General features: G+C 67.6%; 26 protein-coding genes and 1 pseudogene. 9 read left to right on the plus strand and 18 right to left on the minus strand.

The window, feature by feature from the left end; all coding sequences use genetic code 11:
• Positions 1-2: 2 nt before the first annotated feature.
• The 7 genes from QTI17_RS14835 to QTI17_RS14865 all read right to left on the minus strand — a co-directional run bounded on the left by QTI17_RS14835 (position 3) and on the right by QTI17_RS14865 (position 8,389).
• On the minus strand, positions 3-833 hold the full coding sequence (locus QTI17_RS14835) for an acyl-CoA thioesterase (protein WP_286534027.1): 831 nt from the start codon (positions 831-833) through the stop codon (positions 3-5).
• Between the two features lie 28 nt (positions 834-861).
• On the minus strand, positions 862-1,764 hold the full coding sequence (locus tag QTI17_RS14840; RefSeq protein WP_286534028.1) for an alpha/beta hydrolase family protein: 903 nt from the start codon (positions 1,762-1,764) through the stop codon (positions 862-864).
• A 1-nt stretch (position 1,765) separates the two neighbouring features.
• Positions 1,766-2,965, minus strand: coding sequence for an acetyl-CoA C-acyltransferase (locus QTI17_RS14845; RefSeq protein ID WP_286534029.1), 1,200 nt, complete (start codon positions 2,963-2,965; stop codon positions 1,766-1,768).
• A gap of 11 nt (positions 2,966-2,976) precedes the next feature.
• Positions 2,977-5,376 (minus strand): 3-hydroxyacyl-CoA dehydrogenase/enoyl-CoA hydratase family protein, encoded by a 2,400-nt coding sequence (locus QTI17_RS14850; protein WP_286534030.1) that lies wholly within the window; start codon positions 5,374-5,376, stop codon positions 2,977-2,979.
• A gap of 33 nt (positions 5,377-5,409) precedes the next feature.
• Positions 5,410-5,844 (minus strand): DUF2147 domain-containing protein, encoded by a 435-nt coding sequence (locus QTI17_RS14855; protein ID WP_286534031.1) that lies wholly within the window; start codon positions 5,842-5,844, stop codon positions 5,410-5,412.
• A 5-nt stretch (positions 5,845-5,849) separates the two neighbouring features.
• Positions 5,850-7,646 carry an acyl-CoA dehydrogenase C-terminal domain-containing protein gene (locus QTI17_RS14860; protein WP_286534032.1) on the minus strand — a complete coding sequence of 599 codons (1,797 nt, stop codon included), beginning with the start codon at positions 7,644-7,646 and terminating at the stop codon, positions 5,850-5,852.
• A 62-nt stretch (positions 7,647-7,708) separates the two neighbouring features.
• Positions 7,709-8,389: a TetR/AcrR family transcriptional regulator gene (locus QTI17_RS14865; RefSeq protein WP_286534033.1), complete on the minus strand. Its 681-nt coding sequence runs from the start codon at positions 8,387-8,389 to the stop codon at positions 7,709-7,711.
• Positions 8,390-8,540: 151 nt separating this feature from the next.
• Here QTI17_RS14865 and QTI17_RS14870 point away from each other — a divergent pair, with 151 nt between their 5' ends.
• Positions 8,541-9,197: a sulfatase-like hydrolase/transferase gene (locus QTI17_RS14870; protein WP_286534034.1), complete on the plus strand. Its 657-nt coding sequence runs from the start codon at positions 8,541-8,543 to the stop codon at positions 9,195-9,197.
• Between the two features lie 45 nt (positions 9,198-9,242).
• Here the strand turns inward: QTI17_RS14870 and QTI17_RS14875 are convergent, their stop codons facing one another.
• The 5 genes from QTI17_RS14875 to QTI17_RS14895 all read right to left on the minus strand — a co-directional run bounded on the left by QTI17_RS14875 (position 9,243) and on the right by QTI17_RS14895 (position 12,727).
• Entirely contained in the window at positions 9,243-9,815 is a 573-nt protein-coding gene (locus QTI17_RS14875) for a cytochrome b (protein ID WP_286534035.1), read from the minus strand.
• Positions 9,816-10,100: 285 nt separating this feature from the next.
• A complete protein-coding gene (gene arsH, locus QTI17_RS14880; RefSeq protein WP_286534036.1) occupies positions 10,101-10,817 on the minus strand; it encodes an arsenical resistance protein ArsH in 717 nt (238 codons plus the stop codon).
• 11 nt (positions 10,818-10,828) lie between these two features.
• Positions 10,829-11,905 carry an ACR3 family arsenite efflux transporter gene (gene arsB / locus QTI17_RS14885; protein WP_286534037.1) on the minus strand — a complete coding sequence of 359 codons (1,077 nt, stop codon included), beginning with the start codon at positions 11,903-11,905 and terminating at the stop codon, positions 10,829-10,831.
• Positions 11,905-12,393 (minus strand): arsenate reductase ArsC, encoded by a 489-nt coding sequence (locus tag QTI17_RS14890; protein WP_286534038.1) that lies wholly within the window; start codon positions 12,391-12,393, stop codon positions 11,905-11,907. Before QTI17_RS14890 ends, arsB begins: the two co-directional genes overlap by 1 nt.
• Positions 12,394-12,400: 7 nt before the next feature.
• Positions 12,401-12,727 carry an ArsR/SmtB family transcription factor gene (locus QTI17_RS14895; RefSeq protein WP_286534040.1) on the minus strand — a complete coding sequence of 109 codons (327 nt, stop codon included), beginning with the start codon at positions 12,725-12,727 and terminating at the stop codon, positions 12,401-12,403.
• A 105-nt stretch (positions 12,728-12,832) separates the two neighbouring features.
• On the opposite strand from QTI17_RS14895, the gene QTI17_RS14900 reads away from it, so the two are divergent.
• The 8 genes from QTI17_RS14900 (at position 12,833) to QTI17_RS14935 (ending at position 21,265) form a co-directional block, all read left to right on the plus strand.
• Positions 12,833-13,726, plus strand: coding sequence for a LysR family transcriptional regulator (locus tag QTI17_RS14900; RefSeq protein WP_286534401.1), 894 nt, complete (start codon positions 12,833-12,835; stop codon positions 13,724-13,726).
• Between the two features lie 128 nt (positions 13,727-13,854).
• Complete coding sequence (locus QTI17_RS14905) at positions 13,855-14,874, plus strand: Bug family tripartite tricarboxylate transporter substrate binding protein (RefSeq protein WP_503011053.1); 1,020 nt, start codon at positions 13,855-13,857, stop codon at positions 14,872-14,874.
• 137 nt (positions 14,875-15,011) lie between these two features.
• Positions 15,012-15,701 carry an RraA family protein gene (locus QTI17_RS14910; protein WP_286534041.1) on the plus strand — a complete coding sequence of 230 codons (690 nt, stop codon included), beginning with the start codon at positions 15,012-15,014 and terminating at the stop codon, positions 15,699-15,701.
• Positions 15,698-16,627, plus strand: a complete 930-nt coding sequence (locus QTI17_RS14915; RefSeq protein WP_286534042.1) for an NAD(P)-dependent oxidoreductase — start codon at positions 15,698-15,700, stop codon at positions 16,625-16,627. Before QTI17_RS14910 ends, QTI17_RS14915 begins: the two co-directional genes overlap by 4 nt.
• Before the next feature lie 30 nt (positions 16,628-16,657).
• Entirely contained in the window at positions 16,658-17,656 is a 999-nt protein-coding gene (locus tag QTI17_RS14920) for a Bug family tripartite tricarboxylate transporter substrate binding protein (protein ID WP_478140143.1), read from the plus strand.
• A 16-nt stretch (positions 17,657-17,672) separates the two neighbouring features.
• On the plus strand, positions 17,673-18,596 hold the full coding sequence (locus QTI17_RS14925) for an SMP-30/gluconolactonase/LRE family protein (protein ID WP_286534043.1): 924 nt from the start codon (positions 17,673-17,675) through the stop codon (positions 18,594-18,596).
• Between the two features lie 109 nt (positions 18,597-18,705).
• Positions 18,706-20,199, plus strand: a complete 1,494-nt coding sequence (locus tag QTI17_RS14930; protein ID WP_286534045.1) for a DUF1254 domain-containing protein — start codon at positions 18,706-18,708, stop codon at positions 20,197-20,199.
• A 169-nt stretch (positions 20,200-20,368) separates the two neighbouring features.
• Positions 20,369-21,265 (plus strand): hypothetical protein, encoded by an 897-nt coding sequence (locus QTI17_RS14935; protein WP_286534046.1) that lies wholly within the window; start codon positions 20,369-20,371, stop codon positions 21,263-21,265.
• A 12-nt stretch (positions 21,266-21,277) separates the two neighbouring features.
• Here QTI17_RS14935 and QTI17_RS14940 read toward each other — a convergent pair whose 3' ends face one another.
• The 6 genes and pseudogenes from QTI17_RS14940 to QTI17_RS14965 all read right to left on the minus strand — a co-directional run bounded on the left by QTI17_RS14940 (position 21,278) and on the right by QTI17_RS14965 (position 26,575).
• On the minus strand, positions 21,278-21,730 hold the full coding sequence (locus QTI17_RS14940; protein WP_286534047.1) for a hypothetical protein: 453 nt from the start codon (positions 21,728-21,730) through the stop codon (positions 21,278-21,280).
• A 120-nt stretch (positions 21,731-21,850) separates the two neighbouring features.
• Positions 21,851-22,780, minus strand: a complete 930-nt coding sequence (locus tag QTI17_RS14945) for a branched-chain amino acid ABC transporter permease (RefSeq protein WP_286534049.1) — start codon at positions 22,778-22,780, stop codon at positions 21,851-21,853.
• Between the two features lie 2 nt (positions 22,781-22,782).
• Positions 22,783-23,655, minus strand: coding sequence for a branched-chain amino acid ABC transporter permease (locus QTI17_RS14950; RefSeq protein ID WP_286534050.1), 873 nt, complete (start codon positions 23,653-23,655; stop codon positions 22,783-22,785).
• 217 nt (positions 23,656-23,872) lie between these two features.
• On the minus strand, positions 23,873-24,589 hold the full coding sequence (locus QTI17_RS14955) for an ABC transporter ATP-binding protein (RefSeq protein ID WP_286534051.1): 717 nt from the start codon (positions 24,587-24,589) through the stop codon (positions 23,873-23,875).
• The gene (locus QTI17_RS14960; RefSeq protein ID WP_286534052.1) at positions 24,573-25,370 is read right to left on the minus strand and encodes an ABC transporter ATP-binding protein; all 798 of its coding nucleotides are present in this window, start codon (positions 25,368-25,370) and stop codon (positions 24,573-24,575) included. The genes QTI17_RS14955 and QTI17_RS14960 overlap by 17 nt, the downstream gene beginning before the upstream one ends.
• Positions 25,367-26,575, minus strand: a pseudogene (locus tag QTI17_RS14965) (ABC transporter substrate-binding protein). The gene QTI17_RS14960 and the pseudogene QTI17_RS14965 overlap by 4 nt, the downstream one beginning before the upstream one ends.
• Positions 26,576-26,593: the final 18 nt, after the last annotated feature.

The raw sequence follows: 26,593 nt of genomic DNA on the forward strand, positions 1-26,593 counted from the left end.
ACTCATTCCTTGAAGTAGACGATCTGGTTGCTGGTCGCCAGCAGCGCGCCCGACTCGCTCCAAAGCTGCGCCGCCTGGTCGAAGTAGCCGTTGCTGAACTGCTGCCCGGTGGCTCGGCCCAGCAGGTAGCCGGCGCCGACCTCGGCCAGCAGCGCACCGTCGGTGTGGAAGTAGGTCGTGATCGACACGGTGCCGATCGGCACCGGCTTGGCGCGCCGCAGCCAGACGCGCGGGTAGAAGGTGTCGCTGAGCGCCATGAGCGCCGCGAAGTCGAGCGGCCGGGGTTCGGCGTCGCGGATCCACATGCGCGTCTCGCTGGCCTCGCCGCTGCCGTCCCATTCGGTCGGGATCGATCCGATGATCGGCCGCATCTCGTACTGGCCGAGCCAGGCGGCCCGGGCCGGCCCGATGCTCGCGCGCTCGATCGCCGCCGGCGGCGGCGCCTCGGGCATCGGCAGGTCGCTGGTGCCCCAGGTCTCGCGTCGGACCGCGGTGACCGCGGTGCCGGTGGTGGTCACGTGCGGCTTGCCGTCGGCGCCGGCCTGCGACATCTGGATCGTCCAGTGCTGGGTCGAGCGGTTAGTGCGCACCGGCACGGCGAGCACCTCGAAGACGCCCTCGCCGACCGCGGCCGCATAGTTGACCGTGACGGCGACCGGCGCGCCGAGCAGGTCGGGATGCCGCAGCACGGCCTGCAGCATCACGGCGGCGGTCGTGCCGCCGAAGGGGCCGACCATGTTCCAGTAGTCCGGGCTCGTGGCACCGGTGAAGCACCCCGCCTGGATATCGCTGTGCACCAGGTCGAGGGCCTTGTCGAGGGGGTGTGTCTTCATGGGCGCAGTGTGCCTCCGTGAGGGCCGGTCACGCAGTCGTGTGCGGGACGCTGCCGGCCGGCGCGGTGAGCGCCGCCAGATCGTGCAGGCTGTCGGCCACCCTCGGCCACAGGCTCTGGCTGAACTGCTCGCGGAACAACCCGAAATGGCCGATCCGCCGGGCCTGCACGTCCGCGGGCGCAATGCGCTGCAGCGCGCTGGGTGCACCGCTGTAGAAGCTCAGCGGGCTTTGCGTGCCCTCCAGCGTCATCAGCTCGTCATCGGTCATCGAGAGTGCCAGCACCGGGAAGCGGACCTTGCCATAGCTTCGAACGGCCGCTTCGCCCTCGGCGCCCATGCCGTAGCGAGGATCGAGGCACCAGCGGCGCCATTGCAGGATCACGCCGCGCGGCAGGTCGCCGACCTTGCGCAGCCGGGTGCCAGGGAAGTAGCCCCAGATTCGCGTCGCCAGCGGCACGAGGAGATACCAGAAGTAAAGGACGCCGCGCTTCAGACGCGGCGCGTTCTCGCGCCAGTAGCCGCTGCCGGCGGCGACGCTGATCAGGCCATCGACCTGCTGCGGACGCTGCAGAAAACCCGGCAACTGGGCGCCCAGGCTGTGGCCCAGCAAATAGAGCGGAATGTCTCGCCCACCCGCCTTGGCCGCATCGATCACGGCCTCGTAGTCCCGCGTCCAGTCGAAGAGGTCGGCCTCGAATCCGCGCAGCGAGGCGGCCGCATCGGCGGGACGAGACTCCCCGCAACCGCGATAGTCGAAGGTCCAGACCCGCAGGCCCTGCTGTGTCAGCCAGCGTGCGAAAGGCTCGTAGAAAGCCTGCCGCACGCCCATCGCGCCGCCGATCACCACGCTGGCGCGCGGCGCTCCGTCCGGCTCATAGAGGCGCACGGCGATCCGCACGCCCTCGTCGACCTGCAGGCTGCGGTGCTCCATCTCAGACCCGCTCGAAGATCCCCGCCGCGCCCTGGCCCATGCCCACGCACATCGTGACCATGCCGTACTTGAGCTTCTTGCGCTGCAGCGCGTGGATCACGGTCGCCGAGCGGATCGCGCCGGTGGCGCCGAGCGGATGGCCCAGCGCGATCGCACCGCCCATCGGATTGACCTTGGCCGGATCGAGCCCCAGCGTGTTGATCACCGCCAGCGACTGCGCCGCGAAGGCCTCGTTGAGCTCGAACCAGTCGATCGCGTCCTGCGTCAGGCCGGCATAGCGCAGCGCCGCCGGGATCGCCTCGATCGGGCCGATGCCCATGATGTGCGGCGGCACGCCCTTGCTGGCGAAGCTCACGAAGCGCGCCAGCGGCTTCAGGTCGTACTGCTTGCAGGCCTTCTCGCTGGCGATGATCAGCGCGCCGGCGCCGTCCGAGGTCTGCGAGCTGTTGCCGGCCGTGACCGAGCCGCGGGCCGCGAACACGGTGCGCAGCTTGGCCAGGCCTTCGAGCGTGGTGTCGGGGCGCGCGCCTTCGTCGAGGCTGACGATGCGGCTCCTGGCCTTCGACTCGCCGGTGGCGAGGTCGGGCGAGCGGTCGGTGACTTCGATCGGCGTGATCTCGTCGGCGAACTCGCCGGCCTGCTGGGCGGCCAGCGCGCGGCGGTGCGACTCGAGCGCGAAGGCGTCCTGCGCCTCGCGGCTCACCTTCCATTGCTGGGCCACCTTCTCGGCGGTCAAGCCCATGCCGTAGGCGATGCCGACGTCGCCTTCGCGCTCGAAGATCGAGGGCGACAGCGAGGGCGAGTTGCCCATCATCGGCACCATGCTCATGCTCTCGACGCCGGCGGCGATCATCACTTCGGCCTCGCCGACGCGGATGCGGTCGGCCGCCATCTGCACCGCCGACAGGCCCGAGGCGCAGAAGCGGTTGACCGTGATGCCGCCGATGCTGTTGGGCAGGCCGGCGAGCACGGCGCCGATGCGCGCCACATTGAGGCCCTGCTGCGATTCGGGAATCGCGCAGCCGCAGATGATGTCCTCGATCGCCTTCGGATCGAGCCCGGGCACGGCCGCCAGCGCCGCCTTCAGCGTGGTCGCGAGCAGGTCGTCGGGGCGGTAGTTGCGGAAGTAGCCGCGGTGCGACTTGCCGATCGGCGTGCGGGTGGCGGAGACGATGTAGGCGTCTTGTACTTGCTTGCTCATGGTGTCTGTCCTTAGTTGCGCACGGGCTTGCCGGTCGAGAGCATGCCCATGATTCGCTCTTGCGTCTTGGGGTGCACGATGAGCGAGCAGAACGCCTTGCGTTCCAGCGCCATCAGGTATTCCTCGGTGACCAGCGAGCCGGCATCGATGTCGCCGCCGGTGACCACTTCGGCGATCAGGCTCGCGATGTGGAAGTCGTGCGCGCTGATGAAGCCACCGTCACGCATGTTGACCAGCTGGCCCTTGATGGTGGCGGCGCCGCTGCGGCCCGCAACCTTGAACTGGCGGCGCAGCGGCGGGCGCCAGCCGGCGTCGGCCATCGCCTTGGCCTGCTGCAAGGCCACGTACAACAACTCGTCCTTATTCGGCACCACGACATCGCTGTCGAGCAGGTAGCCGAGCTTCTTCGATTCGAGCGCGCTGGTGCCGACCTTGGCCATGGCCGCGGCGGTGAAGCCCTCGGTCAGGAAAGGCAGCAGGTCGCTGCCGGTCGATGCGGCCGCGTTCTCGGCCGCGCGGCGCGCGATGTAGGTCAGGCCGCCGGCACCGGGGATCAGGCCCACGCCCACTTCCACCAGGCCGATGTAGCTTTCCATCGCGGCGACACGCTTCGCCGAATGCACCGCCAGCTCGCAACCGCCGCCGAGCGCCATGCCGCGCACGGCGGACACCACCGGCACGCTGGCGTAGCGGATCTTGAGCATGACGTTCTGCAGCTCCTGCTCCGCGCCTTCGACCGCGCCGATACCGGCGACCACGAAGGCCGGCAGCATCGCCTGCAGGTCCGCGCCGACCGAGAACATCTCGTCGGGCGACCAGATCACCATCGCCTTGTATTCCTTCTCGGCCAGCTCGACGCCGGCCGCCAGGGCCTCGGCGACGTCCGGGCTGATGGCGTGCATCTTCGAGTGGATGCTGGCGATCAGCACCTCGCCGTCGAGCGTCCAGAGGCGCACGTCGCCCTCGTCCTGGACCGTGGTGCCGGCCTTGTTGGCATCGGGCGCATCGGCGCCGAGCACGCTCTCGGGGAACAGCTGGCGTTCATGCACCGGCAGCTTGCGGGCGGAGACGAAGATGTTCTTTGAAGCGCTCCACGAACCCGCCGGCGTGTGGACACCACCGGCTTCGGCCACCGGGCCTTCGAACACCCACTTCGGCAGCGGTGCGGTCGACAGCGCCTTGCCCGCATCGATGTCTTCCTGGATCCACTTGGCGACCTGCGTCCAGCCGGCTTCCTGCCAGAGCTCGAACGGGCCCTGCTTCATGCCGAAGCCCCAGCGCATCGCGAAGTCGATGTCGCGCGCGCTCTCGGCGATGGTCGCGAGATGCACCGCGGCGTAGTGGAAACTGTCGCGCAGGATCGCCCACAGGAACTGGCCCTGTGCGCCTTCGCTCTCGCGCAGCAGCTTCAGGCGCTGCGCCGCCGGCTTCTTGAGCATGCGGCCGTAGACCTCGTCGGCCTTGTCGCCCGAGGGCACGTACTCGCCCTTGGCCAGATCGAAGCGCAGGATGTCGCGCCCGGCCTTCTTGAAGAAGCCGGCCTTGGTCTTCTGGCCCAGGTTGCCGAGTTCGAGCAGCTTGGCGAGCACCGGCGGCGTCGCGAAGTTGGCATAGAACGGATCGCTCTTCTCGTCGAGGTTGTCCTGCAGCGTCTTGACCACGTGGGCCATGGTGTCCAGGCCCACGACGTCGGCGGTGCGGAAGGTGCCCGAGCTCGCGCGGCCGAGCTTCTTGCCCGTGAGGTCGTCCACCACGTCGGGGGTGAGGCCGAACTTCTCGACTTCCTTCAAGGTGGCCAGCATGCCGGCGATGCCGACCCGGTTGGCGATGAAGTTGGGCGTGTCGTGCGCCCGCACCACGCCCTTGCCGAGTGCGCTGGTGACGAAGGTCTCGAGCTGGTCGAGCACTTCGGGCTCGGTGGTCGGCGTGTTGATCAGCTCGACCAGGAACATGTAGCGCGGCGGATTGAAGAAGTGGATGCCGCAGAAGCGCGGCTTGAGCGCCTCGGGCAATGCCTCGCTGAGCTTGGTGATCGACAGGCCCGAGGTGTTCGAAGCCAGGATCGCGTGCTTGGCGACGTGCGGCGCGATCTTCTTGTAGAGATCGAGCTTCCAGTCCATGCGCTCGGCAATGGCTTCGATCACGAGGTCGCATTCGCCGAGCTTGGCGAGATCGGTCTCGTAGTTGGCCTGCTCGATCAGGCCGGCATCGGCCACGTCGGCCAGCGGCGCTGGCTTGAGCTTCTTGAGGTTGTCGATGGCGCGCATGACGATGCCGTTCTTCGGGCCTTCCTTGGCAGGAAGATCGAACAGCACGACCGGCACGCGCACATTGACGAGGTGGGCCGCGATCTGCGCGCCCATCACGCCGGCGCCGAGCACGGCGACCTTTTTCACTTGGAATCTGGACATGGTGGTTTGCTTCTTGATGTGGAACGCGCGTGCCTACTGCACACGCATCCAGGTTTGGGTGCGCCAGAAGGGGCCCAGGTAGCCGCGCACTTCGAGCTTCTTGCCGCCATCGATCGGCGTGAAGCTGGCGCGGTATTCCTTGCCGTTCTCGGGGTCGAGGATCTTGCCGCCTTCCCAGACGTCCTTGCCCTCGGCCTTCTTGCCGCCGCGGATGATTTCCAGCCCGGCGATCGGCTTGCCCTTTCGCTCGTCGGTGCACTCGTCGCACGCGGCGTCGGGCTTGGCATCCTTGCGCAGCGTCTTCTCGATGCGGCCGGCCAGCGCGCCGCCCGATTCGGCGATGCGGATCTCGGCTTTCGATTCGCCGGTCTTGTCGTCGACGCTGCGCCAGACGCCCACGGGGGTCATCTGGGCCATGGCCGAAGCGGCCGAAGCCGCCAGGGCGATCGCTGCGAGCAGGGCCTTCATGGCGTTCAGGCCAGCGCGGCGTCGGTGTTCATCAGCGGCGCGCTGCCGGCACGCGCGGTGCGCATCAGCGTCGCGGTCTCGGGGAACAGCTTGGCGAAGTAGAAGCGCGCGGTCTGGAGCTTGGCGACGTAGAACGGGTCGGTGTTGCCGGCCGCGATCTGGCGCAGCGCGGTGCGCGCCATCAGCGCGAACATGTAGCCGAACACGAAGTGGCCCGCGACCCGCAGGTAGTCCACCGCGGCGGCGCCGACCTCGTCGGGGTTCTGGAAGCCCTTGAAGCCGATCTCGGTCGTGAACTTGGTGAGCTGCTCGCCCAGCACCGCCACCGGCGTGATGAACTCGCTCATCTTCTCGTTGACGCCCTCTTCCTCGACCAGCTTGCCCACCAGCTTGCCGAACTTCTTCAGGGTCGCGCCGTTGTTGCCGAGGATCTTGCGGCCCAGCAGGTCCAGCGACTGGATGGTGTTGGTGCCTTCGTAGATCATGTTGATGCGGTTGTCGCGCACGAACTGCTCCATGCCCCATTCCTTGATGAAGCCGTGGCCGCCGAAGACCTGCATGCAGGCGTTGGTCGCGGTGTGGCCGTTGTCGGTCAGGAAGGCCTTCACGATCGGCGTCAGCAGGGCGACGATTTCGCCCGATTCCTTGCGCACCTTCTCGTCGGGGTGGTTGTGCTCCTTGTCGAGCAGCAAGGTGCAGTAAATCGCCATCGCACGGCCGCCTTCGGCGTAGGCCTTGGCGGTCATCAGCATCTTGCGCACGTCGGGGTGGACGATGATCGGATCGGCGTCCTTGTCCTTGGCCTTGACGCCCGACAGCGAGCGCATCTGGGTGCGGTCCTTGGCATAGGCCAGCGCGTTCTGGAAGGCGACTTCGGTCAGGCCCAGCGACTGGTTGCCTACGCCCAGGCGGGCCGCGTTCATCATCACGAACATCGCCGCGAGGCCCTTGTTGGGCTGGCCGACCATCGTGCCGGTGGCGCCTTCGATCACGATCTGCGCGGTGGCATTGCCGTGGATGCCCATCTTGTGCTCGAGGCCGGCGCAGAAGATGCCGTTGCGGCTGCCGAGCGAACCGTCGGCGTTGACGTTGAACTTCGGCACCACGAACAGGCTGATGCCCTTGCTGCCCTTGGGCGCGTCCGGCAGGCGGGCCAGCACCAGGTGGATGATGTTGCCGGCCATGTCGTGCTCGCCGGCCGAGATGAAGATCTTGTTGCCGGTGATCTTGTAGGTGCCGTCGGCCTGCGGTTCGGCCTTGGTGCGCAGCAGGCCGAGGTCGGTGCCGCAATGGGGTTCGGTCAGGCACATGGTGCCGGTCCACTCGCCCGAGGTGAGCTTGGGCAGGTAGGTCTTCTTCTGCTCGTCGGTGCCGTGCGCGGCCAGCGCCTCGTAGGCGCCGTGCGACAGGCCCGGGTACATGGTCCAGGCCTGGTTGGCCGAGTTGAGCATCTCGTAGACGCACTGGTTGACCATATAGGGCAGGCCCTGGCCGCCGTAGGCCGGGTCGCAGGACAGCGCGGCCCAGCCGCCTTCGACGAACTTGGCGTAGGCATCCTTGAAGCCCTTGGGGGTCTTCACCTCGTGCGTGGTCTTGTCGAGCACGCAGCCTTCTTCGTCGCCGCCGATGTTGAGCGGGAAGGTGACCTCGGAGGCGAACTTGCCGCCTTCCTCGAGGATCGCGTTGATCGTGTCCGCATCGACCTCGGCGTGCTTGGGCATCACCTTGAGTTCGTCGGTGATGTTGAACACTTCGTGCATCACGAACTGCATGTCGCGCAGGGGCGGGGTGTAGGCGGGCATCGGTGGGTCTCCGGAAAGATGAAGAGAAGAAAAAGGAAAACGAAAGTGGTCGTCCGCGGGCCTCAGCGCACGGTCTTGAGGCGGCGGGCCGCGGGGGTCTTGGCGGCCGGCGCAGTGTCGGTGGCGCTGCGCGCAAGGATGTTGTCGAAGCCGGCGTTGGCGCGAGCCAGCGAGTCGGGCGAGCGCAGGAAGCGGGCTTCGTAGTGCAGGGCCAGGATCAGCGCATGGATCTCGAAGGCGATCTGCTTGGCGTCGGCGTCCGCGCGCAGGTGGCCTTCGGTCTGGGCCTGCAGCACGGCCCGGTACATGGCGGCCAGCCAGGTGTTGACCGAGTCGGCCAGAGCGTCGCGCACGGGGCCCGGGCGGTCGTCGAACTCGACCGCGCCGCTGATGTAGATGCAGCCCGAATCGATCTCGGCCGAGGTGCGCTTCATCCAGTTGGCGAACATCGCGCGCAGCCGCGGCAGGCCGCGCGGGGTGCTCATGGCGGGGTAGAACACCTCCTGCTCGAAGCGCTGGTGGTATTCGCGCACCACCGAGATCTGCAGTTCCTCGCGCGAGCCGAAATGGGCGAAGACGCCCGACTTGCTCATCTGCGTGACCTCGGCCAGGGCGCCGATCGACAGGCCTTCGAGCCCGATCTGGGCCGCGAGATTGAGCGCCGCGTCGATGATGACGGCCTTGGTCTGCTGACCCTTGGCGGGCGCGCGGGAAGGCTTGGCGGGGACGGCGGTGTCGGACATCGGGGGATCGGAAGGAATAAAACGAACGGTCGTGCTATTTTGCAGGAGTTCGAAGGCTTCCGGAAGTGCAAAGACCCACAGCGGCCGGGGGTCTTTTGCCAACTCAAGCCCGCGTGGCAATCGCTGGACGCAGCGCACCCCTTGCGCCAAAGTGCAAGCCTTCCTGCCCACAAGTACAAGTGCGCCGCTGGCAGCTCTTGCGCACTCTCCGCTGACGCGCAAGCGCATGCAGACGATCGACGACGAGATCGTGTCCGGGGCCGAAGACTACATCCGGCGACAGGCCAAAGGCGACCAGCCCTTCTTCTGCTGGGTCAACACCACCCACATGCATTTCCGCACGCATCCGAAGCCCAAGAGCGTCGGTCAGGCAGGCGAAAGCCAATCCACCTATCACGACACCATGATCGACCACGATCGGCACGTCGGCCGACTGCTCGATCTGCTGGATGAACTCGACCTTGCCGAAGACACCTTCGTCATGTATTCGACCGACAACGGTCCTCACATGAACTCCTGGCCGGACGCGGGCATGACGCCGTTTCGCAGCGAAAAGGACACGAACTGGGAAGGCGCGTTCCGCATTCCATTGCTGGTGCGCTGGCCCGGCAGGATTCCGGCCGGGGTGGTGTCCAACGACATCGTGCAGCACCACGACTGGCTGCCGACCTTTCTCGCGATGGCAGGCGAGCCGGAAATCGTCGAGAAGTGCAAGAAGGGCCGCCACGCAGCAGCCGGCAAGCCAGCGAGCTTCACCGTCGAACAGGCGCATGCCAAGCTCAGCGCCGCCGGCGGTGCTTCGAAGTAGGTCTGCCGTCGAACGCTCATGCTCCGGCCTTTGCGCTCAGGCTTCTCAGTTGGGGGATCTACCTCGGGGCAGCATCGCCACGAGCACCCCGTCCTTGAGCACCACATGATGGAGGATGGCGGCCATGGCGTGCAGGCCGGCGAGCCACATGATGGAGTCGCCCAGGAATTGGTGCACTTCACCCCAGTCGGCCAGACCAGCGACGCGGGATTCTGCGATGAAGGGCATCCGGTCGATGCGCACGCCCCCCAGGAGCGTCAGGGGATGGCCTTCGCTGCCCAGGGCCAACAACGCAGTGACGGGCAACGCGATGAGCAGCACCCACAGCGCGATCCTCACGAGCTTGGCCGCCAGATACATCCACCTGGCCATCTGAAGTTGCGGTGCGGCCGGGCGCAGCGCCATCCATGCCAGGCGCAGCATGGTCAGCACCAATACGAGAATCCCCAGGGATTCGTGCCACACGATGTCGTTTCGAGTCGCCGGGTCCACCCCTTGGCGCATCAGTCGACCGAAGCCACCCGGGCCGAGGATGAACGCAACGGTCACGATGATGGCCGTGAGCCAGTGGAGGACTTGGCTGAGACCGTCATAGCGGGAAGCGGGCGTCTGATGCATTGCACGAAGGGCGCTTACTCGCTGAACCAGAAAGCTATCCACGCGCCCACTGCAAGAAGGGCGCATGCAAGAAACGTGGGCGAATCGTTTCGTTGAACGACCCAGTTGGCAATCCGGCTGAAGAGTGGTGGCATGTGATGTGTGGCCTCTCGTTCCGAAGGAAAAAAGGCAGGGCGAACGTTGCGCCGCCTATCGACGGAAGTCAATACTGATCTTGACGCGCGGAAGCCAGGGCGGCCGGGTCGAAACCGGACTGCCGTTCCGAGTCCAAGGGTGCCATGCGCCTCAGATCGACCGCTGATCGACACGGGAAGCAAGCGCCACAGCGCTCTCCTTCCGTTCGCTGTACCGATCGACCAGATAGCCGCTCACATCGCGCGTCAGCAGCGTGAACTTGAAGAGCTCTTCCATCACGTCCACGATCCGGTCGTAGTAGCTCGACGGTTTCATCCGGCCCGCCTCGTCGAATTCCAGAAAAGCCTTGGCGACCGACGACTGGTTGGGGATGGTCAGCATGCGCATCCAGCGCCCGAGCACGCGCATCTGGTTCACCGCGTTGAAGGATTGCGAGCCTCCGGAGACCTGCATGACGGCCAGTGTCTTGCCCTGCGTGGGGCGCACGGCGCCCAGGGCCAATGGAATCCAGTCGATCTGGGTCTTCATGATGCCGGTCATCGCGCCGTGGCGCTCCGGGGAGGTCCAGACCATGCCCTCAGCCCATCGGGCGAGCTCACGCAGTTCCTGGACCTTGGGGTGACTGTCGGGCTCGCTGTCCGGCAGCGGCAGGCCCGCGGGGTCGAAGATCCTGACCTCGCCGCCCATGGCCTCCAGCAGCCGGGCCACCTCGAAGGTGACCAAGCGGCTGTAGGAGCGTTCGCGCAGGGAGCCATAGAGCATCAGGAATCGCGGCTTGTGGCGCGAGGGATCGCGCACGCCAAGGCGCTCGGGCGTCGGTGGGTCGAGCAGTTCGGCATCGAGCGCAGGGAAGATGGCGTCGTACATATCGTCGGGTTTCAGGATGCAGGCTGCCCGGCTTCGTACCAGCCCTGGGTACGGTTCACCACCGCGACGACCGCGAGCATCACGGGCACCTCGATGAGGACGCCGACCACGGTGGCCAGCGCAGCGCCGGACTGGAAGCCGAAGAGGCTGATGGCCGTGGCCACCGCCAGTTCGAAGAAGTTGCTCGCGCCGATCAGCGCCGAGGGTCCGGCCACGCAGTGCTTCACCCCGAGCTTTCTGTTGAGCAGGTAGGCGAGACCCGAGTTGAACACCACCTGGACAAGGATCGGCACCGCCAGCAGCACGATGACCAGGGGCTGGTCCAGGATGGCCTCGCCCTGGAACGCGAAGAGCAGGACCAGGGTCAGCAGCAGCGCCGAGATGGACAGCGGGCCCAGCCTGGCGGCCACGGCCTGGAAGTGCCCGACGCCGCGGCGCAGCAGCGCCTTGCGCCAGAGCTGCGAGATGACGACCGGCACCACGATGTAGAGGCCCACCGAGACCAGCAGCGTGTCCCATGGAACCGTGATGGAGGAAAGGCCGAGCAGCAGTGCGACGATGGGGGCGAAGGCCACCACCATGATGGCGTCGTTCAGGGCGACCTGCGACAGCGTGAAGTACGGGTCGCCCTTGCAGAGCTGGCTCCACACGAACACCATGGCCGTGCACGGCGCGGCGGCGAGCAGGATGAGCCCGGCGACGTAGCTGTCGAGCTGCTCGGCGGGCAGGTGAGGCGCGAAGACATGGCGGATGAAGATCCAGCCGAGCAGCGCCATCGAGAACGGCTTGACCGCCCAGTTGATGAACAGCGTGACGCCGATGCCGCGCCAGTGCGAAGCGACCTGGCCAAGGGCACCGAAGTCGATCTTCAGCAGCATCGGAATGATCATCACCCAGATGAGCAGGCCCACCGGGACGTTGACCTTCGCCACTTCGACGCTGGCCACCGCCTTGGAAACGCCGGGCAGCAGTTGGCCGAGGGCGATGCCGACAACGATGCACAGGGCGACCCATACTGTCAGGTAGCGCTCGAAGAAGCCGATGGCGGGCTTGGCGGGTGCCGCCGCGGCGAGGGTGGAGGTGGTCATCAGTTCTTCGAAATGCGGGTGAGCGCGCCCTGCAACTCGGCCTGTCCCAGGTCGGCGAGCGGCAGCGACAGCAGTTGCAGCATGCGGTAGCCGATGGCCTGGCGCGTGAGTTCGAATGCGGCGGCCTTGTCGGCTTCGGGCGCATTGGATGGGTCCGGGTAGCCCCAATGGACCTTCACCGGACTGCCCGGCCAATAGGGGCACTGCTCGGCCGCGGCGCTGTCGCACACGGTGATGACGATGTGCATCCGCGGCGCCGAGTCCCCGGTGAATTCGTCCCAGCTCTTGCTTCGATAGCCCTGGACGTCCACGCCCGCGTTCTGGAGCGCCACCAGCGCCTGAGGATTGATGCGGCCGCTCGGTGCGCTGCCCGCGCTGAACGCTCGCACGTCTTTGCCGAGCAGCAGGGCCCAGTGGTTGAGCATGGCCTCGGACAGCACGCTGCGCGCCGAGTTGTGGGTACAGAGGATGAGTACGTTGACGGTCATGGCGGTGTCAGCACTTGCAGGCATCGGCGGCCGTCTCCACCGCGCAGGCGGCACCCTGGCAGCAGTTGTCGGTGAGGTAGCCGAGCAGCGCGTTCATGTTGTCGTACGCTGCGCGATAGATGAGGTGGCGGCTGGCGCGCTCTTGCGTCACCAGGCCCGAGCCCGCCAGCTCCTTCAGATGAAAAGAGAGCGTCGCCGGAGCGACGCCCAGTGCCTCCTGGATGACGCCCGGCGTGAGACCGCTCTGCCCGGCCACGACCAGCGCCCGAAACACTTCGAGGCGCAATGGGTGCGCAAGGGCCGCCAGTGCTTGAACGACTTCTTTTGAATCCATTATTCGAGAATAGTCGAATGATTATTTTCGGTCAAGACGCGTGCAGCCGGTGCACTACAGTGTTCCGCGCGATCACCCTCAACCCGACGGAGCCTCATCCTGGACCTGCGCGACCTTCAGTATTTCGAAGTCATTGCCGAACTCGAGCACCTGGGGCGCGCGGCCGAGCGTCTGCACCGCACGCAGCCCGCGCTGACGAGCTGCGTGCGGCGCCTGGAGGAAGCATGCGGCGCCGCCTTGTTCGAGAAGACGGGGCGCGGCATCCGGCTTACCGCGGCCGGCAAGGCCCTCCTCAAGTGGGCACAGCGCACGCGTTTCGACGTCGAGAGCGCGCGCCGCGAGATCGGCGACATCGGCCGCGGCCTGACCGGGAACATCAAGGTCGGCATCGTGCCGACGGCCGCGCAGTTTCTCCTGCCCCCCGCCGCCCGCGACCTGATGCGCGAGGCCCCCGGCGTCACCTTGCGAACCACGGTGGCGCTGGTCGACGTCCTGAAGCCGCTGCTTCGCGCCGGCGACATCGACCTGATGGTCGCGACCGAGGTTCCCGCGGAAGCCGGGTTCGCCTCCCAATACCTGGCTGAAGACGTGATCGTTGTGGCCGCTGCCGAGTCGCACGCGATCTTCGAGAAGTCGAAGCCTGGGTTGAAGGACCTGACAGACCATCGGTGGGTGTTGCAGCCCCCCGGCGCGCCGACCCGGGACTGGCTCGACCAGACCTTCGATCGGCACCGCCTCCCCCGGCCCCTGGTGCAGGTCGAAAGCACGATGCTGCTGATGCTTCCCAGCCTGATCGGCGAGACCGGCCTCCTGAGCTTCATCTCGCGGCTGCACCTCCAGGCCGGACGATCGGGCGCCGCGCTGCGCGAAGTGAAGCTCCCCGCCACGACCATGCGCCGCCGCATGGTCGTGACCTACCGGGACAGCGGATACATCTCCCCCGCGGCGCAGCGCCTGATCGACCTGCTGGCGAAATACGCCGTCGCACCGGCGGCTTGATACCCCAAGTCAAATCTATCGATCTTAAAAAACTATCGATTGGACTGAATGGGCGCCGCGGCGAATACTCGCCTCCACTGAAGGCACCGCTCGCAATCAGGCGAAGCGGGCCGAAATGGAGACAAGAAATGCAGCACCGCGCTTTCCCCGCCACGGCCTCGCGCCGCCTCTCCGGCTTCACAGCCGCCACCGGCCTCGTCGCCGCAGCGATGCTGCTGGCGCATTCGCCCTCGGTGTCGGCCCAGGCCGCCTATCCCTCGCGAGCCATCAAGCTCATCGTGCCGTTCCCCGCCGGCGGCGGCACCGACCTGATCGCGCGCGAGGTCGCCAACAAGGTCGCCGTGTCCAATGGCTGGTCGATCATCATCGACAACAAGCCGGGCTCCGGCGGCAACCTGGGTGTGGATGCGGCGGCGAAGTCGGCGCCCGACGGCTACACGCTCGTCCTGGGTCAGACCAGCAACCTGGCGATCAATCCGACGCTGTATCCGAAGCTCCCCTACAACCCTGAAAAGGACCTGACCCCGATCGTCGCGGTCGCCAGCGCGCCCCTGGCGCTGGTGGTGGCGGCGGACTCGCCCTACAAGACCGTCGCGGACGTGGTGGCCGCGGCCAAGGCCAAGCCCGAATCGCTGAACTACGCCAGCTCCGGAAGCGGCACGGTGGCGCACCTCGCGACGGAGCTGCTCCAGAAGACCGCGGGGGTGAAGTTCACGCATGTCCCCTACAAGGGCGCTGCGCAAGGCTCGACCGATCTCATCGGTGGCCAGATCCAGATGTACATGTCATCGGTGCCGACCCTGATCGGCTTCGTCAACAACGGCAAGATGCGCTTCCTTGCGGTCACCTCGGCCAAGCGCACCGCCGACCTGCCGGCGGTACCCACGGTGGCCGAGTCGGGCTTCAAGGGATTCGAGGCCGTGACCTGGTTCGGCATCGCGGGACCCGCCGGGTTGCCCAAGGACATGGTCGCCAAGCTGAACGCTGCCATCAACAAGGCACTGCAGGACCCGGAAGTCAAGAAGAAGCTCGCCAGCCAGGGCACTGATGCCCTGGGCGGAACCCCCGAGCAATTCGCCAAGTTGATCCATGACGACATCGGCCGCTGGGCCCCGATCGTCAAGGAATCCGGCGCCAAGGTCGACTGACCCCACCCACCGACGCGTGACGCAGCGCTGACGGCAGGCACGGTGGCCGCACCGGGCCCTGCCTGGGCGCAGCCATGCCCGCGTCATCTCGTCCTTTGCCGGTCTCTCCCCCCGTCTTCACCCACTGAAAGAAGCTCATGTCCTCCAACCTGCCTGACATCATTCGCGACTTCGAACGCGTCCCCGCCGCTATCGTGGCGCTGGCCGCTGAACTGCAGCCGGCCATCCTGGCCGACGTGGCCGGCCGCCGCGGCGCCCTCGACGGCCGCATCAAGGCGCTCAGGCCGCGCATGAAGCTCGCCGGCACGGCCCTCACGGTGGAAGTGCGTCCTGGCGACAACCTGATGATCCATGCCGCCATCGCGATGGCGAAGCCGGGCGATGTGCTGGTGATCGACGGCAAGGGCGACCTGAGCTCCGCACTGATGGGCACGATCATGATGACGGCCTGCAAGCAACTGGGCATCGCCGGCGTGGTCATGGATGGTGCCTGCCGCGACAGCCTCGAGATCGACGAGATGGACTATCCGGTGTTCTCGGCCGGCACCAACCCGAACGGCCCGACCAAGAACATCGGCGGGCGCATCGGCCACCCGGTGTCGGTCGGGGGCGTCACGGTGCGCCCGGGCGACTTCGTGATCGGCGACGGTGACGGCGTGGTGGTGGTGGAGCGCGAGAAGATCGAAGCGCTGCTGCCGCTGGCGGCCAGGAAGGTCAAGGACGAGGCGGCGCGCATCGCAGCCATCAAGAGCGGCGACACCGCCGCCAAGTGGCTCGATGCCGCGCTGCGCACTGCCGGCGTGCTGAAGGAAGGGGAGACGCTGTGAGCACCATCCTCGTCACCGGTGCCGACCTCGCACCGCAAGCGCTGGCATTGCTCAACGATCACGAAGTGGTCTTTGCCGGCAAGACGCCGACCGAAGATGACATCGTCGCACTGAGCCGCAAGCACAACCCGGTCGCCATCATCGTGCGCTACAGCAAGGTGGGCGCCGCCGCGATGGACGCGGCCCCTGCGCTGCGGGTCATCTCCAAGCACGGCAGCGGCACCGACACGATCGACAAGGTCGCGGCCAGGGAGCGGGGGATCGACGTCGTCGCGGCGGTCGGCGCCAACGCGGCGGCCGTGGCCGAGCAGGCCCTGGCGCTTCTCCTGGCCTGCGCCAAATCCGTGGTGTCGCTCGATGCACGCATGCATGCCGGTCATTGGGACAAGGCGACGCACAAGAGCGTCGAGCTGGCCGGCCGGACGGTGGGCGTGATCGGTCTGGGCGCCATCGGCCTGCGCTTCGCCCGCATGGCCGACGCGCTGGACATGCGCGTCATCGGCTTCGACCCCTATGCGAAGAACCTGCCTTCGTACGTTGCCACCGTGGACCTGGAAACCATCTGGCGCGATTCGGATGCCATCTCGCTGCATTGCCCGTTGACCGAGGACAATCGTGAGCTGGTCAACGCCGGCACGCTGGCGAAGTGCAGGCGTGGCGTGATCGTCGTCAACACGGCCCGCGGTGGCCTCATAGACGAACACGCGCTGTTGGCCGCAGTTCGATCGGGCCAGGTGATGAGCGCCGGTCTGGACAGCTTTGCCGTCGAGCCGATGACGGCGGGCCACCCCTTCCAGGGTGAGACAGGCCTGGTGCTGAGCCCGCACATCGGCGGGGTCACCAGCGACGCCTACGTGAACATGGGCGTCGCCGCGGCCCGCAATGCGCTCGAGGTGCTCGGCCGACAGGCGGTCGCCGCAGCCTGATCTGCCGAACCGAATCAACCGGAGACACCCATGACCAAGAAGCCCTCGCACGCCAGCCTGAGCTGGATGATTCCGTTCGGAGCTCTTGCCGTGCTCGCCGCGGCAACGCCGCTCGGCGCCAATGCCCAGGCCGCCTACCCGAGCAAGCCGATCAAGATCATCGTCCCGTACCCGCCCGGCGGCGCGGTGGACGTGGTCACGCGCAAGATGGCGCAGAAGCTCACTGAACAGATGGGCCAGAGCATCATCGTCGACAACAAGCCCGGCGGCACGGGCACGATCGGTGCCAGCGCCGCGGCTCGCGCCGAAGCCGACGGCTACACGCTGATGGCCAACGATACGACCTACTCGCTGCTGCCGTTCATCTTCAAGAAGCTGCCCTTCGACTACGACAAGGACCTGGTGCCGGTCAGCGCGTACGTGTTCGCGCCGATGGCCATGGTGGTCAATGCCGAATCGCCGTACAAGACCCTGGCCGAGTTCCTCGCCGCTGCGAAGGCCGCCCCGGGCAAGCTGACCTATGGCACGGGCGGCGCGGGCACCACGCCGCATTTCACTGCGGAGGCATTCGGCGTGGCCAGCGGCACGAAGCTGATGCACGTGCCTTTCAAGGGCGCGGGCGAGGCCACCCAGGCCGTGCTGTCGAACACCATCGACATGCAGTTCTCGTCGACGCCGGGCGTCATGGGCAACGTCAAGGGCGGCAAGCTGCGGCTCCTGGCCGTGAGCGGCGACAAGCGGCTGGTGGCCTTGCCTGCCGTGCCGACGTTCGCCGAAGCCGGCGTGAAGAATTTCAGCGTCGTCAACTGGACCGGCCTCTGGGCACCGAAGGGCACGCCAGCGCCGGTGCTCGCGAGACTCCAGCAGGAGATCGCGAAGGCCATGGCCACGCCCGACATGAAGGCATTCGCGGAAGGGTTGGGCGCGGAGCCGCGCATGGCGGACGCCGCGGCTTTTGCGAAGATGCTGACCGACAGCAACGTGTTGTGGGGCAAGATCGCCGCCAACGCGTCATTCGACAAGCAGTAACTCCCTGGAGATCACCTTGTTCCTTCTTCAGCCGCCGCAGGTTCGGGATCTGGAACTGTTCACCCGCATGCCGGACGCGCTGCGCCGCCGCGAGTCGTCCGCGTGGGCCGATGCCAACCGCGGCGGCCAGCCCACCGACTCGTTCCTCGAAGGCCCGGTGTTCGACGATCAGGGCAATCTCTACGTGACCGACATCCCGTTCGGGCGCATTTTTCGCATCGACCCCGCGGGCCATTGGTCACAGGTGGCGGAATACGACGGCGAGCCCAACGGAATGAAGTTTCTGGACGCCCGCACCTTGCTGGTCACCGACTACAAGAACGGCCTCATGCGCATCGACGTGGCGACCGGCACCGTCACGCCGCACCTTCAGCGCCGCAACACCGAACGCTTCAAGGGCGTCAACGACCTGGTCATCGATGCGAAGGGCAGCATCTACTTCACCGACCAGGGACAGACCGGCCTGCACGACCCCACGGGACGCCTGTACCGGCTGCGCCCCGACGGGCAGCTCGACCTGCTGCTGTCGAACGTTCCCAGTCCCAACGGCGTCGCGCTCTCGCCCGACGGCAAGCTGCTGTACCTGGCGGTCACGCGCGGCAATTGCGTCTGGCGCGTTCCGCTCCTGGCCGACGGCAGTGTGGCCAAGGTCAGCCAGTTCTTCACCTCCTACGGGCCCAGTGGACCGGATGGCCTGGCCGTCGATACAGAGGGCCGCGTGCTGGTGGCCAACCCGGGATTGGGCTACGTGTGGGTGTTGAACGCGCGCGCGGAGCCGGTGGTCGTGCTGCGCGGGCCGGCGGGCGCGTCGATCACCAACCTCGCCCTCGGCGGCGCGGAGCGTTCGACCTTGTTCGTCACCGACTCGACCCATGGATGCGTCATGAAGATGGACCTGGATATTCCTGGGGTACCGCTGCACCGAGGAACACAGGCCTGAGACGTCGGTTGGCCGCGCTCCGGCCTTCAACGATTGCCCTCTGGTGCAATGGCGCGCCGCCGGGACGAAGTCCACAATGCCTCGGGCATCCCCAACCCGGAGCGGACCCATGCCCAACCCATCCCAAGCCCCCTACCTTGCACGCCAGTTCACCCCGGCGCACCCCGATCTGCCGGACGCCGCGGGCGTACCGGCGCGGTTGGCCAACGAGCGCTATGTCGAATCGCTGGCACGCATCGTCTACTACTGGGCCTATCCCGCCGTCGACGCCTTCGGCCGCACCAGCAGTTGGGAGCTGATGAAGGCCTCAGGTCCTGGCGCGACCATGGGCCTGTTTCCCGGCGCGCCGAAGAACACGATGGGCTATCTCGACGACCACATGTCGCCCGCCCAGCGCAAGGTGGTCACGCCGAACAGCGACACCATCTATGGCGTCAGCTTCGTCGACCTCACCCGCGAGGCCGTGGTGGTGCAGACGCCGAACGACGTGCCGAAGGGGCAGTACTGGACCATCCAGATCTGCGACCTCTTCACCACGGTGGTCCACCAGCTGGGCTCGGCGAGCAACACGCCAGGGGGCAAGCTCCTGCTGGTGGGCCCAAACTGGTCCGGCGAGAAGCCCGACGGATTCATCGACGTGCTGCGCAGCCCCACCAACGTCGCCGGCCTGTTCGGACGCAGCTTCGCCGCCCATACCGGCGAATCGAAGGCGCGTGCGCGGGCGGTGCTCAACCAGATCGGCGTCGTCGCGCAAAGCCTCGACCGGCCCGGGCCGCTGCGCTTCGACTGCGAGGCGAGTGCGCGCAACAAGGTGTTCCCGCCCGGCGTCACGGCCGAGATGGTGGCGGCCGATCCCGACATGCTGAGGGCAAGGCCGGTCGATCCGACCCGGTTCTGGGACCAGCTCGCCGAGGCACTGGCACTCAACCCCGCCGTCAGCGCCGACGACGCGGCGATGGCTGCGCAGGCCAGGACGCTGCTGGCACTGCGCGCATCCGACAGCGCCTGGGGGACCCTGCTCGACCGCACGGCGCTCGCCGCCGATGCCGAGCTCCACGCTGGCGCCAGGTACGAACAGGTCGGCGTCGATGCCGGCAACGGCTGGCAACGCCAGGACAACGGCGGTGCCTGGGGCACCGACTGGTTCGGCCGCGCCCAGGCCGCCATCATCTACATCTACGTCAATGATTTCCACGAGGCGATCTACCTGATCCGCGGCACGGACGACAAGGGCGCGCTGCTGCAGGGGCGCTACCGCTACACGGTGACCTTCCCCAAGGACGCCCTGCCCCCGGTGGATCGCGACCGCGGCGGCTTCTGGTCCTTGACGATGTACGACCGCGACTACTTCATGCTCGCGAACAGCCCCAACGGGCGCACCAACATCGGCACGGTCAACCTGGACGCCGACGAGCTGAAGTTCGCCGCCGACGGCTCGTTGACCCTGCACCTGTCCCGCGACCAGCCCGCGGACAAGGATGCGCAGGCCAACTGGCTGCCCGCGCCCGATGGCCAGTTTGCGCTGCTGGTGCGCAGCTATGTGCCCATGAAGCCACTGCTCGACAACAGCTACCAGCTGCCGAACGTGGTGCGCTCACACTGATGACCGCTGGCGACGTGGCAGCGCGCAAGTTCTTGCCGCCACCACTCGATGCCTTGACGCACTGGATCTGCCGGCGTGGACACGCCGTGTAGGCGTCGTCCGACATACAGCGGCCCGCAGCCGTGCAAAGTAGATCCCTCGTGTCTGTCGCCAAGGGGAGCCAGTGGCCATGCCGGTCGTATGCAATGTCTGCGGAAGCGCCAATCGCTCGAAGGCGAAGTTCTGCGTGGGCTGCGCGCATCCGCTGCCAGGATTCACGCCGTCGAGACCGGCACCGCTCGACGCCGTGATGGCGATCCGACCCGCCGCCGACGCGGCCACGCGCGGTGAAGAAGAAGGCGCGCGCGCCGCCGTTCCGGTGCTTCCGGCGGAAACCGCCGCCTTCTGGTTGAAGGCTGGCTGCGTCGGTCTCGCCATGGTCGTGGGCTTCGCGGCCTGGTGCTTCCATGTCACGCGCAAGCCCGGCGCACCTCCGCTGCAGGAACAGATCCTGGCGCTGGTGATGCCGGAGTCGCCGCCGCCCAGGGTCCTGCCGGCCGCCCCTGTGCCACCGGTCCCGAGCGCACCGACCCACGGCGCGCAGGACATGCGGCTGGACGCCCTGGGCATTGCGCCCGCCGCTCCTGCCGCTCCCGCCGCTCCTGCCGCCGAAAGCGCGGCGAGGCCGGTCCAAGCCGCCGCGCCGCAGGCGTTGCGCCCCAATCCGCCGCCTGCGACGACGGCTCGACCCCCCGTCCGGCCTCGGACGACTGTCGCGTCGTCGCACCGCAGTCCGGCCGAGACGACGCCACCGAGTGCGGCCGAGCGCTCCGCCTTCCGTGTCGAGCCGGATCCCGGTCCGCCGATCGCGCCCGGACCCGGTCCGCTCTATGACCGCGGGCAGGCGCCGTCGCAACGGTTCGCGGACAGCGGCCCCCCAGTCGTGCCGGGTCCCGGGCCGCTGTACAACTTCACGCGCCCTGCGGTGCGGGCACCTTCCAGCCCGATCGGCAACGACCTGGGTCCGCCGATCGCGGTCGGGCCGGGGCCGCAGTTCGACTACTCGACGAGAGGCGCCGCCCGCTGAGGCGACGCACCTTCACGCGCGCCCGGAAGCCGTCTTGAACCCGGCGTCCGGATCTTCGAGGAAGTCGAGGTTGGCGCGAACCAGCATCTCGCGCAAGCGCGCCACCGTCTTGACGCCGATCGCCTGCTCGCCGAGCAACTCACGCTCGGTGATGGCTGACAGATCCTCGAGGCAAAAGATGTGCAGCCGCTTGAGCGCTTCTCTGGCGCCGGTACGCACCAGCAGTTCCTCGACCGGTGTCTGGGGTTCGACCTTGGCGACATCCCAGCGCTGGGCACGGCGCGGGATCCAGTCGAAAGACTCGAAGACGAAGGGACTGCCCGACGGAATTCGATGCGCCCGAAGCGAAACCGAATGCGCCTGCTTCTCTCGATGAATGGCCGTGCGCAGCGCCTTGAGGCAACCGAGCAACTGGTCATCGGGGAGCTGTGCGAGGTCATTGACCGACCGGATCGTGCAGGACATGAGGGCACCTTTCGCGTTCGAACTAGCTTAGTCGAGCGCCACGCGAAAGTGTTCGCACCATGGTGCGTGTGCTGCTGCACCTTGGTGCAATGCGATCGCGACCGCCCCTGGCGCTCGGGGTCATGAGCGCCGGCGCAGCAGCCGCGCCACACCGCCCGGCATCAAGAACACGAACAGGATCAGCACCACGCCGTAGATCGCCCACGGCGCGGCCTGGGTGATCTTCTCGGCCGCGGTCGGAACGAACACGAGGAACAGGGCGCCATACAGCGCACCCGAGAGCGTTCCGACGCCGCCGACCACCACGCCCACCAGCAGCGAGATCGACAGGAACAACGTGAACGAATCGGGCGCCACGAACTGCACCGCGATCGCCGACAGGGCCCCGCCGATGCCGGTGAACATCGCCGAGATGCCGAAGGCGCCGGCCTTGTAGCGCCGGTTGTCGATGCCCATCGCCTGCGCCGCCAGCGGATGGTCGCGGACCGCGACGATCGCCCGGCCGGCGCCGCTGCGCAGCAGGTTGCGCGCCAGCGCGAACAAGATCACCGCCACGGCCAGCGCGAACAGGTAGAGCCACTGGTCCGGCGTCAGCGGCAGGCCGAAGGGCGCGTCGGGCTTGGCCAGCACCAGGCCCTGCACGCCGCCGGTCCACGGCTCCAGGTGCTTGTACTTGAGCAGTTGCGGCATCGCGACGCCGAGCGCGAAGGTGGCCAGCGCCAGGTACAGGCCTTCGAGCTTGAGCGCCGGCAGGCCGAACAGCACACCGGCCACCAGGCAGACCGCGCCCGCGGCCGGGATGGTCGCCCAGTAGGGCAGGCCGAAGCGGTCCATGAGGATCGCCGCGGTGTAGGCCCCGAGGGCATAGAAGGCGCCATGCCCGAGCGAGATCTGCCCGTTGTAACCGGTCAGGATGTTGAGCCCCAGCAGCGCCACCGCGTACGACAGCACCATGGTGGCCTGGAACACGACGTAGCCTTCGGCCAGGAAGGGAAAGGCGAGGGCCAGCAACAGCAGCAGCGCGGACGTGGTGCGTTCGACGAGGCGCATGGCTAGACCTTCACCACGATGGTCCGGCCGAACAGTCCGCTCGGACGCACGATCAGCACGCCGACGATCAGCACCAGCGCGACCGTGAGCTTGAGTTCGGTGCCGACGACATAGCTGCCGATCAGGTTCTCGAGCACGCCGACGATGAAGCCGCCGAGCACCGCGCCGGCCGGGCTGTCGATGCCGCCTACCAACGCGCCGGCGAAGGCGTAGAGCAGCACGCCGCCCATCATGCCGGGGTCGAGAAAGACCACCGGCGCGACCAGCATGCCAGCCACCGCGCCGACCGCGCCCGCCAGGCCCCAGCCGAGCATCAGCATCGACCCGACGTCGATGCCGACCAGCCGCGACGACACCGGGTTCTGCGCCGCCGCGCGCATCGCGAGGCCGAGCGCGGTGAAGCGGAAGAAGCCGAAGATGAGTGCCATCACCGCGAGCGTGATCGCGATCGCGCCGACCTCGTGCGCGGACATCAGCGCCGTGCCGTACCAGGCGCGCTCCGGGAACGGGCTAGGGAATTGCTTGATCGTGTAGCCGAACAACCAGCCGGCCAGGCTGTGGAAGATCATCAGGAGCGCGATGAAGACGACCACCACCGACAGCACCGGCGCCTGGCGCATCGGGCGGACCACGATCCGCTCGACCAGCGCGCCCATCACGAAGGACAGGCCCACGGTGAGGCCGAACATCGCCCAGTAGGGCAAGCCGGCCTGCAGCATCGCCCAGCCGAGGTAGGTGGAGAACATCGCCATCTCGCCCTGCGCGAAGTTCACCTGGTGGGTCGACTGGTAGATCATGACCAGCGCCAGCGCGACGCTGGCGTAGATGCCGCCGGTGGCCAGGCCGGCCAGCAGCTGGTGCAGGAATGCTTGCATGTTGTCTCCCTTGGTTTGTGCTCACTTGCGCAAGCGTGGCCATATTCAGCCGCCGCCGGGCCGCCCCAAGGCGGCTGCGGCCCCCCCGGGGGGCAGCGCAGCACACGAAGTGGCAAGCGTGGGGGCCACATTCAGCCGCCGCCGGGCCGCCCCAAGGCGGCTGCGGCCCCCTCGGGGGGCAGCGCAGCACACGAAGTGGCAAGCGTGGGGGCCACATTCAGCCGCCGAGGTAGACGCGGCGCACCGCGTCATTGCCGCGGACCTCTTGCGGCGTGCCGTGCAGCACGATGCGGCCGCTCTCCATGAGATAGACCGAATCGGCGATGTCGAGCGCCAGCGCGGCGTTCTGCTCGACCAGCAGGATCGAGACGCCCTGCTCCGCGTTGATGCGCCGCATGATCTCGAAGATGTCGCGCACGACCAGCGGCGCGAGCCCGAAGGAGGGCTCGTCGAGCAGCAGCAGGCGCGGCCGCGACATCAGTGCCCGGCCGATCGCCAGCATCTGCTGCTCGCCGCCGGACAAGGTGCCGGCCTGCTGGCCGTTGCGTTCCCTGAGCCGCGGGAAGTAGCCGTAGACCCGCTCGAAGTCTTCGGCGACGCCCGCGCGGTCGCGCCGCCCATAGGCGCCCAGGCGCAGGTTCTCCTCGGTGCTCAGCGCGAGGAAGGTGCCGCGGCCGTCGGGCACGTGGGCGACGCCGAGCCGCACGATCCGCTCGGTGGGCCGGCCGTCGGCGCGCTCGCCGCCGATGCGGATCGTGCCCGTGGTGCGCACCGCCATCTGGCACAGCGCGCGCAGGGTCGTGGTCTTGCCGGCGCCGTTGGCGCCGAGCAGCGCGGTGACCGAGCCGGCGCGCATCGACAGGCCGATGCCGTGCAGCACGCGGCTCGCGCCATAGGCCGCATGCAGCCCCTCGACTTCAAGCAGCATCGGCATGGGCGCCTCCCAGGTAGGCCTGGATCACCTCGGGGTGCTGCCGCACCGCGGTCGGCGTGCCCTCGGCGATCTTGCGGCCGAAGTTCAGCACCACCACCTGGTCGGAGATCGCCATCACCAGGCCCATGTGGTGCTCGACCAGCAGCACCGTGACGCCCAGCCGGTCGCGGATCTCGCGGATCAGCGCGGCCAGGCCTTCGAGCTCTTCATGGTTGAGCCCGCAGGCCGGCTCGTCGAGCAGCAGCAGGCGCGGCCGGCCGCAGAGCGCGCGACCGAGCTCGACCCGCTTCTGGGTGCCGAAGGGCAGGTCGGCCACGATGCGCTCGGCGCAGTCTTCGAGCGCCAGGAAGCGCAGCAGCTCGTCCGCCCTCGCCTGCGCCTCGCGCTCCGTGCGTCGCTCGCCGGGCAGGCGCAGCAGGGCGCCCACGAAGCCGGCCGGCTGCCGGCCATGGCAGCCGACCAGCAGGTTCTCGCGCACGCTCATGCTGCCGAACAGCGCGAGGTTCTGGAAGGTGCGGCCGATGCCCTCGCCCGCCATGCGGTGGCGCGGCAATGTCGAGATGCGCCGGCCATCGAACTCGATGCTTCCGGCGCCGCAGTCGTAGATGCGCGAGAGGCAGTTGAAGACGGTGCTCTTGCCGGCGCCATTGGGACCGATCAGGCCGCAGATCTGGCCGGCCTCGACGCTGAACGACACCGCATCGAGCGCCACGATGCCGCCGAAGCGCACCGTCACCGCCTGCACGCGCAGCAGCGGCGCGCCGGTTGAAGGCGTGTTCACGGCCCGAGCAGGCCGCCGAATTTCTCATAGCCGGTGCCGTCGAAGCGCACCAGCTGCATCTGCCGGATCGGATAGAAGTTGTCGGGCCCGGTCTTCAGGCGGATGCCCGGATAGAGCATCGGCAAGGTCATGTCGAGGCTCGCGGCCTGCTTCATGAGGTTGGCGCGGGTCAGATCGTCGCCGGCCTGGGTCAGCAGCTGCACCAGCGCCTGCGCCATCGAGTAGCCCGTGACGTTGAGCGTGTCGTTCGGGTCGCCCTCGGGGTAGTGCTGTTTCATGAAGGCCGCGAAGTCGCGACCTTCCGGCGTGTCGCGGGCGTCGCTCGGATCGCGCAGCTAGGTGGCGGTGAGGAGGCCCTTCGCATGCTCGGCGCCGGCCGGCTTGAGCACCGCCGCCACCGAGTTCGACACGTTGGTCAGGTAGTGCGCGGGCTTCCAGCCGATCGCGGCCATCTTGCGGATGGTCTGGGCCGCGAACTTGGTCTGCGAGAAGTTCATCAGCGTGTCGGCGCCCGAGCTCCTGAGGCTGATGATCTGGCTGTCGACCGTGGGGTCGCTGACCTCGTAGCTGGCCTGGGCCACGACCATCGATCTGGCCTTGTCGCCGAGGCCATCGAGGAAGCCGCGCACGATGTCCTTGCCGAACTCGTCGTTCTGGTAGAGCACCGCCACCTTGGCATCGGGCCGGCTGGCCAGGATGTGGGCGGCGTAGATGCGGCCTTCGGTCACGTAGGTGGGGTTGAAGCCGATGCTCCACGGGAACTGGCGGTGGTCGCCCCAGCGCTCGGCGCCCGAGCTCACGAAGAGCTGCGGCACCTTCCTGATGTTGAGGTACTTCTGGGTCGCGGCATTGGTGGGCGTGCCGAGCGGGCCGAAGATCAGCAGCACCTTCTGCTGCTCGACCAGCTTGCGGGTCTGCTCCACGGCCACCGGCGGGCTGTAGGCATCGTCGAGCGAGATGAACTCGATCTTGCGGCCACCGATGCCGCCCTCGGCGTTGACCTTGCGGAAGTAGGCGGCCGCGCTCTTGCCCACGGTGCCGTAGACAGACGCCGGCCCGGAGTACGGCATGGTGTTGCCGATCTTGATCGCGGTGTCGGTGGCGCCGGGGTCGTAGCGCTTCTGGGCCTGCGCCAGCAGGGCGCTGCCTGCGAGGGCGGCCACGGCCAGCCAGCGGCCGGCCTTTCGAATGTCGCGTGTCTGCATTGTTCTCTCCCTGGGTGG

Source organism: Variovorax sp. J31P179 (assembly GCF_030316985.1).
GTDB classification, from domain to species: Bacteria; Pseudomonadota; Gammaproteobacteria; order Burkholderiales; family Burkholderiaceae_C; genus Variovorax; species Variovorax ginsengisoli_B.

Coding starts and splice junctions, on each gene's coding strand:
- QTI17_RS14835 (WP_286534027.1), bottom strand. CDS start 833: ATGAAGACACACCCCCTCGACAAGGCCCTCGACCTGGTGCACAGCGAT.
- QTI17_RS14840 (WP_286534028.1), bottom strand. CDS start 1,764: ATGGAGCACCGCAGCCTGCAGGTCGACGAGGGCGTGCGGATCGCCGTG.
- QTI17_RS14845 (WP_286534029.1), bottom strand. CDS start 2,965: ATGAGCAAGCAAGTACAAGACGCCTACATCGTCTCCGCCACCCGCACG.
- QTI17_RS14850 (WP_286534030.1), bottom strand. CDS start 5,376: ATGTCCAGATTCCAAGTGAAAAAGGTCGCCGTGCTCGGCGCCGGCGTG.
- QTI17_RS14855 (WP_286534031.1), bottom strand. CDS start 5,844: ATGAAGGCCCTGCTCGCAGCGATCGCCCTGGCGGCTTCGGCCGCTTCG.
- QTI17_RS14860 (WP_286534032.1), bottom strand. CDS start 7,646: ATGCCCGCCTACACCCCGCCCCTGCGCGACATGCAGTTCGTGATGCAC.
- QTI17_RS14865 (WP_286534033.1), bottom strand. CDS start 8,389: ATGTCCGACACCGCCGTCCCCGCCAAGCCTTCCCGCGCGCCCGCCAAG.
- QTI17_RS14875 (WP_286534035.1), bottom strand. CDS start 9,815: ATGCATCAGACGCCCGCTTCCCGCTATGACGGTCTCAGCCAAGTCCTC.
- arsH (WP_286534036.1), bottom strand. CDS start 10,817: ATGTACGACGCCATCTTCCCTGCGCTCGATGCCGAACTGCTCGACCCA.
- arsB (WP_286534037.1), bottom strand. CDS start 11,905: ATGACCACCTCCACCCTCGCCGCGGCGGCACCCGCCAAGCCCGCCATC.
- QTI17_RS14890 (WP_286534038.1), bottom strand. CDS start 12,393: ATGACCGTCAACGTACTCATCCTCTGTACCCACAACTCGGCGCGCAGC.
- QTI17_RS14895 (WP_286534040.1), bottom strand. CDS start 12,727: ATGGATTCAAAAGAAGTCGTTCAAGCACTGGCGGCCCTTGCGCACCCA.
- QTI17_RS14905 (WP_503011053.1), top strand. CDS start 13,855: ATGCAGCACCGCGCTTTCCCCGCCACGGCCTCGCGCCGCCTCTCCGGC.
- QTI17_RS14910 (WP_286534041.1), top strand. CDS start 15,012: ATGTCCTCCAACCTGCCTGACATCATTCGCGACTTCGAACGCGTCCCC.
- QTI17_RS14920 (WP_478140143.1), top strand. CDS start 16,658: ATGACCAAGAAGCCCTCGCACGCCAGCCTGAGCTGGATGATTCCGTTC.
- QTI17_RS14930 (WP_286534045.1), top strand. CDS start 18,706: ATGCCCAACCCATCCCAAGCCCCCTACCTTGCACGCCAGTTCACCCCG.
- QTI17_RS14935 (WP_286534046.1), top strand. CDS start 20,369: ATGCCGGTCGTATGCAATGTCTGCGGAAGCGCCAATCGCTCGAAGGCG.
- QTI17_RS14940 (WP_286534047.1), bottom strand. CDS start 21,730: ATGTCCTGCACGATCCGGTCGGTCAATGACCTCGCACAGCTCCCCGAT.
- QTI17_RS14945 (WP_286534049.1), bottom strand. CDS start 22,780: ATGCGCCTCGTCGAACGCACCACGTCCGCGCTGCTGCTGTTGCTGGCC.
- QTI17_RS14950 (WP_286534050.1), bottom strand. CDS start 23,655: ATGCAAGCATTCCTGCACCAGCTGCTGGCCGGCCTGGCCACCGGCGGC.
- QTI17_RS14955 (WP_286534051.1), bottom strand. CDS start 24,589: ATGCCGATGCTGCTTGAAGTCGAGGGGCTGCATGCGGCCTATGGCGCG.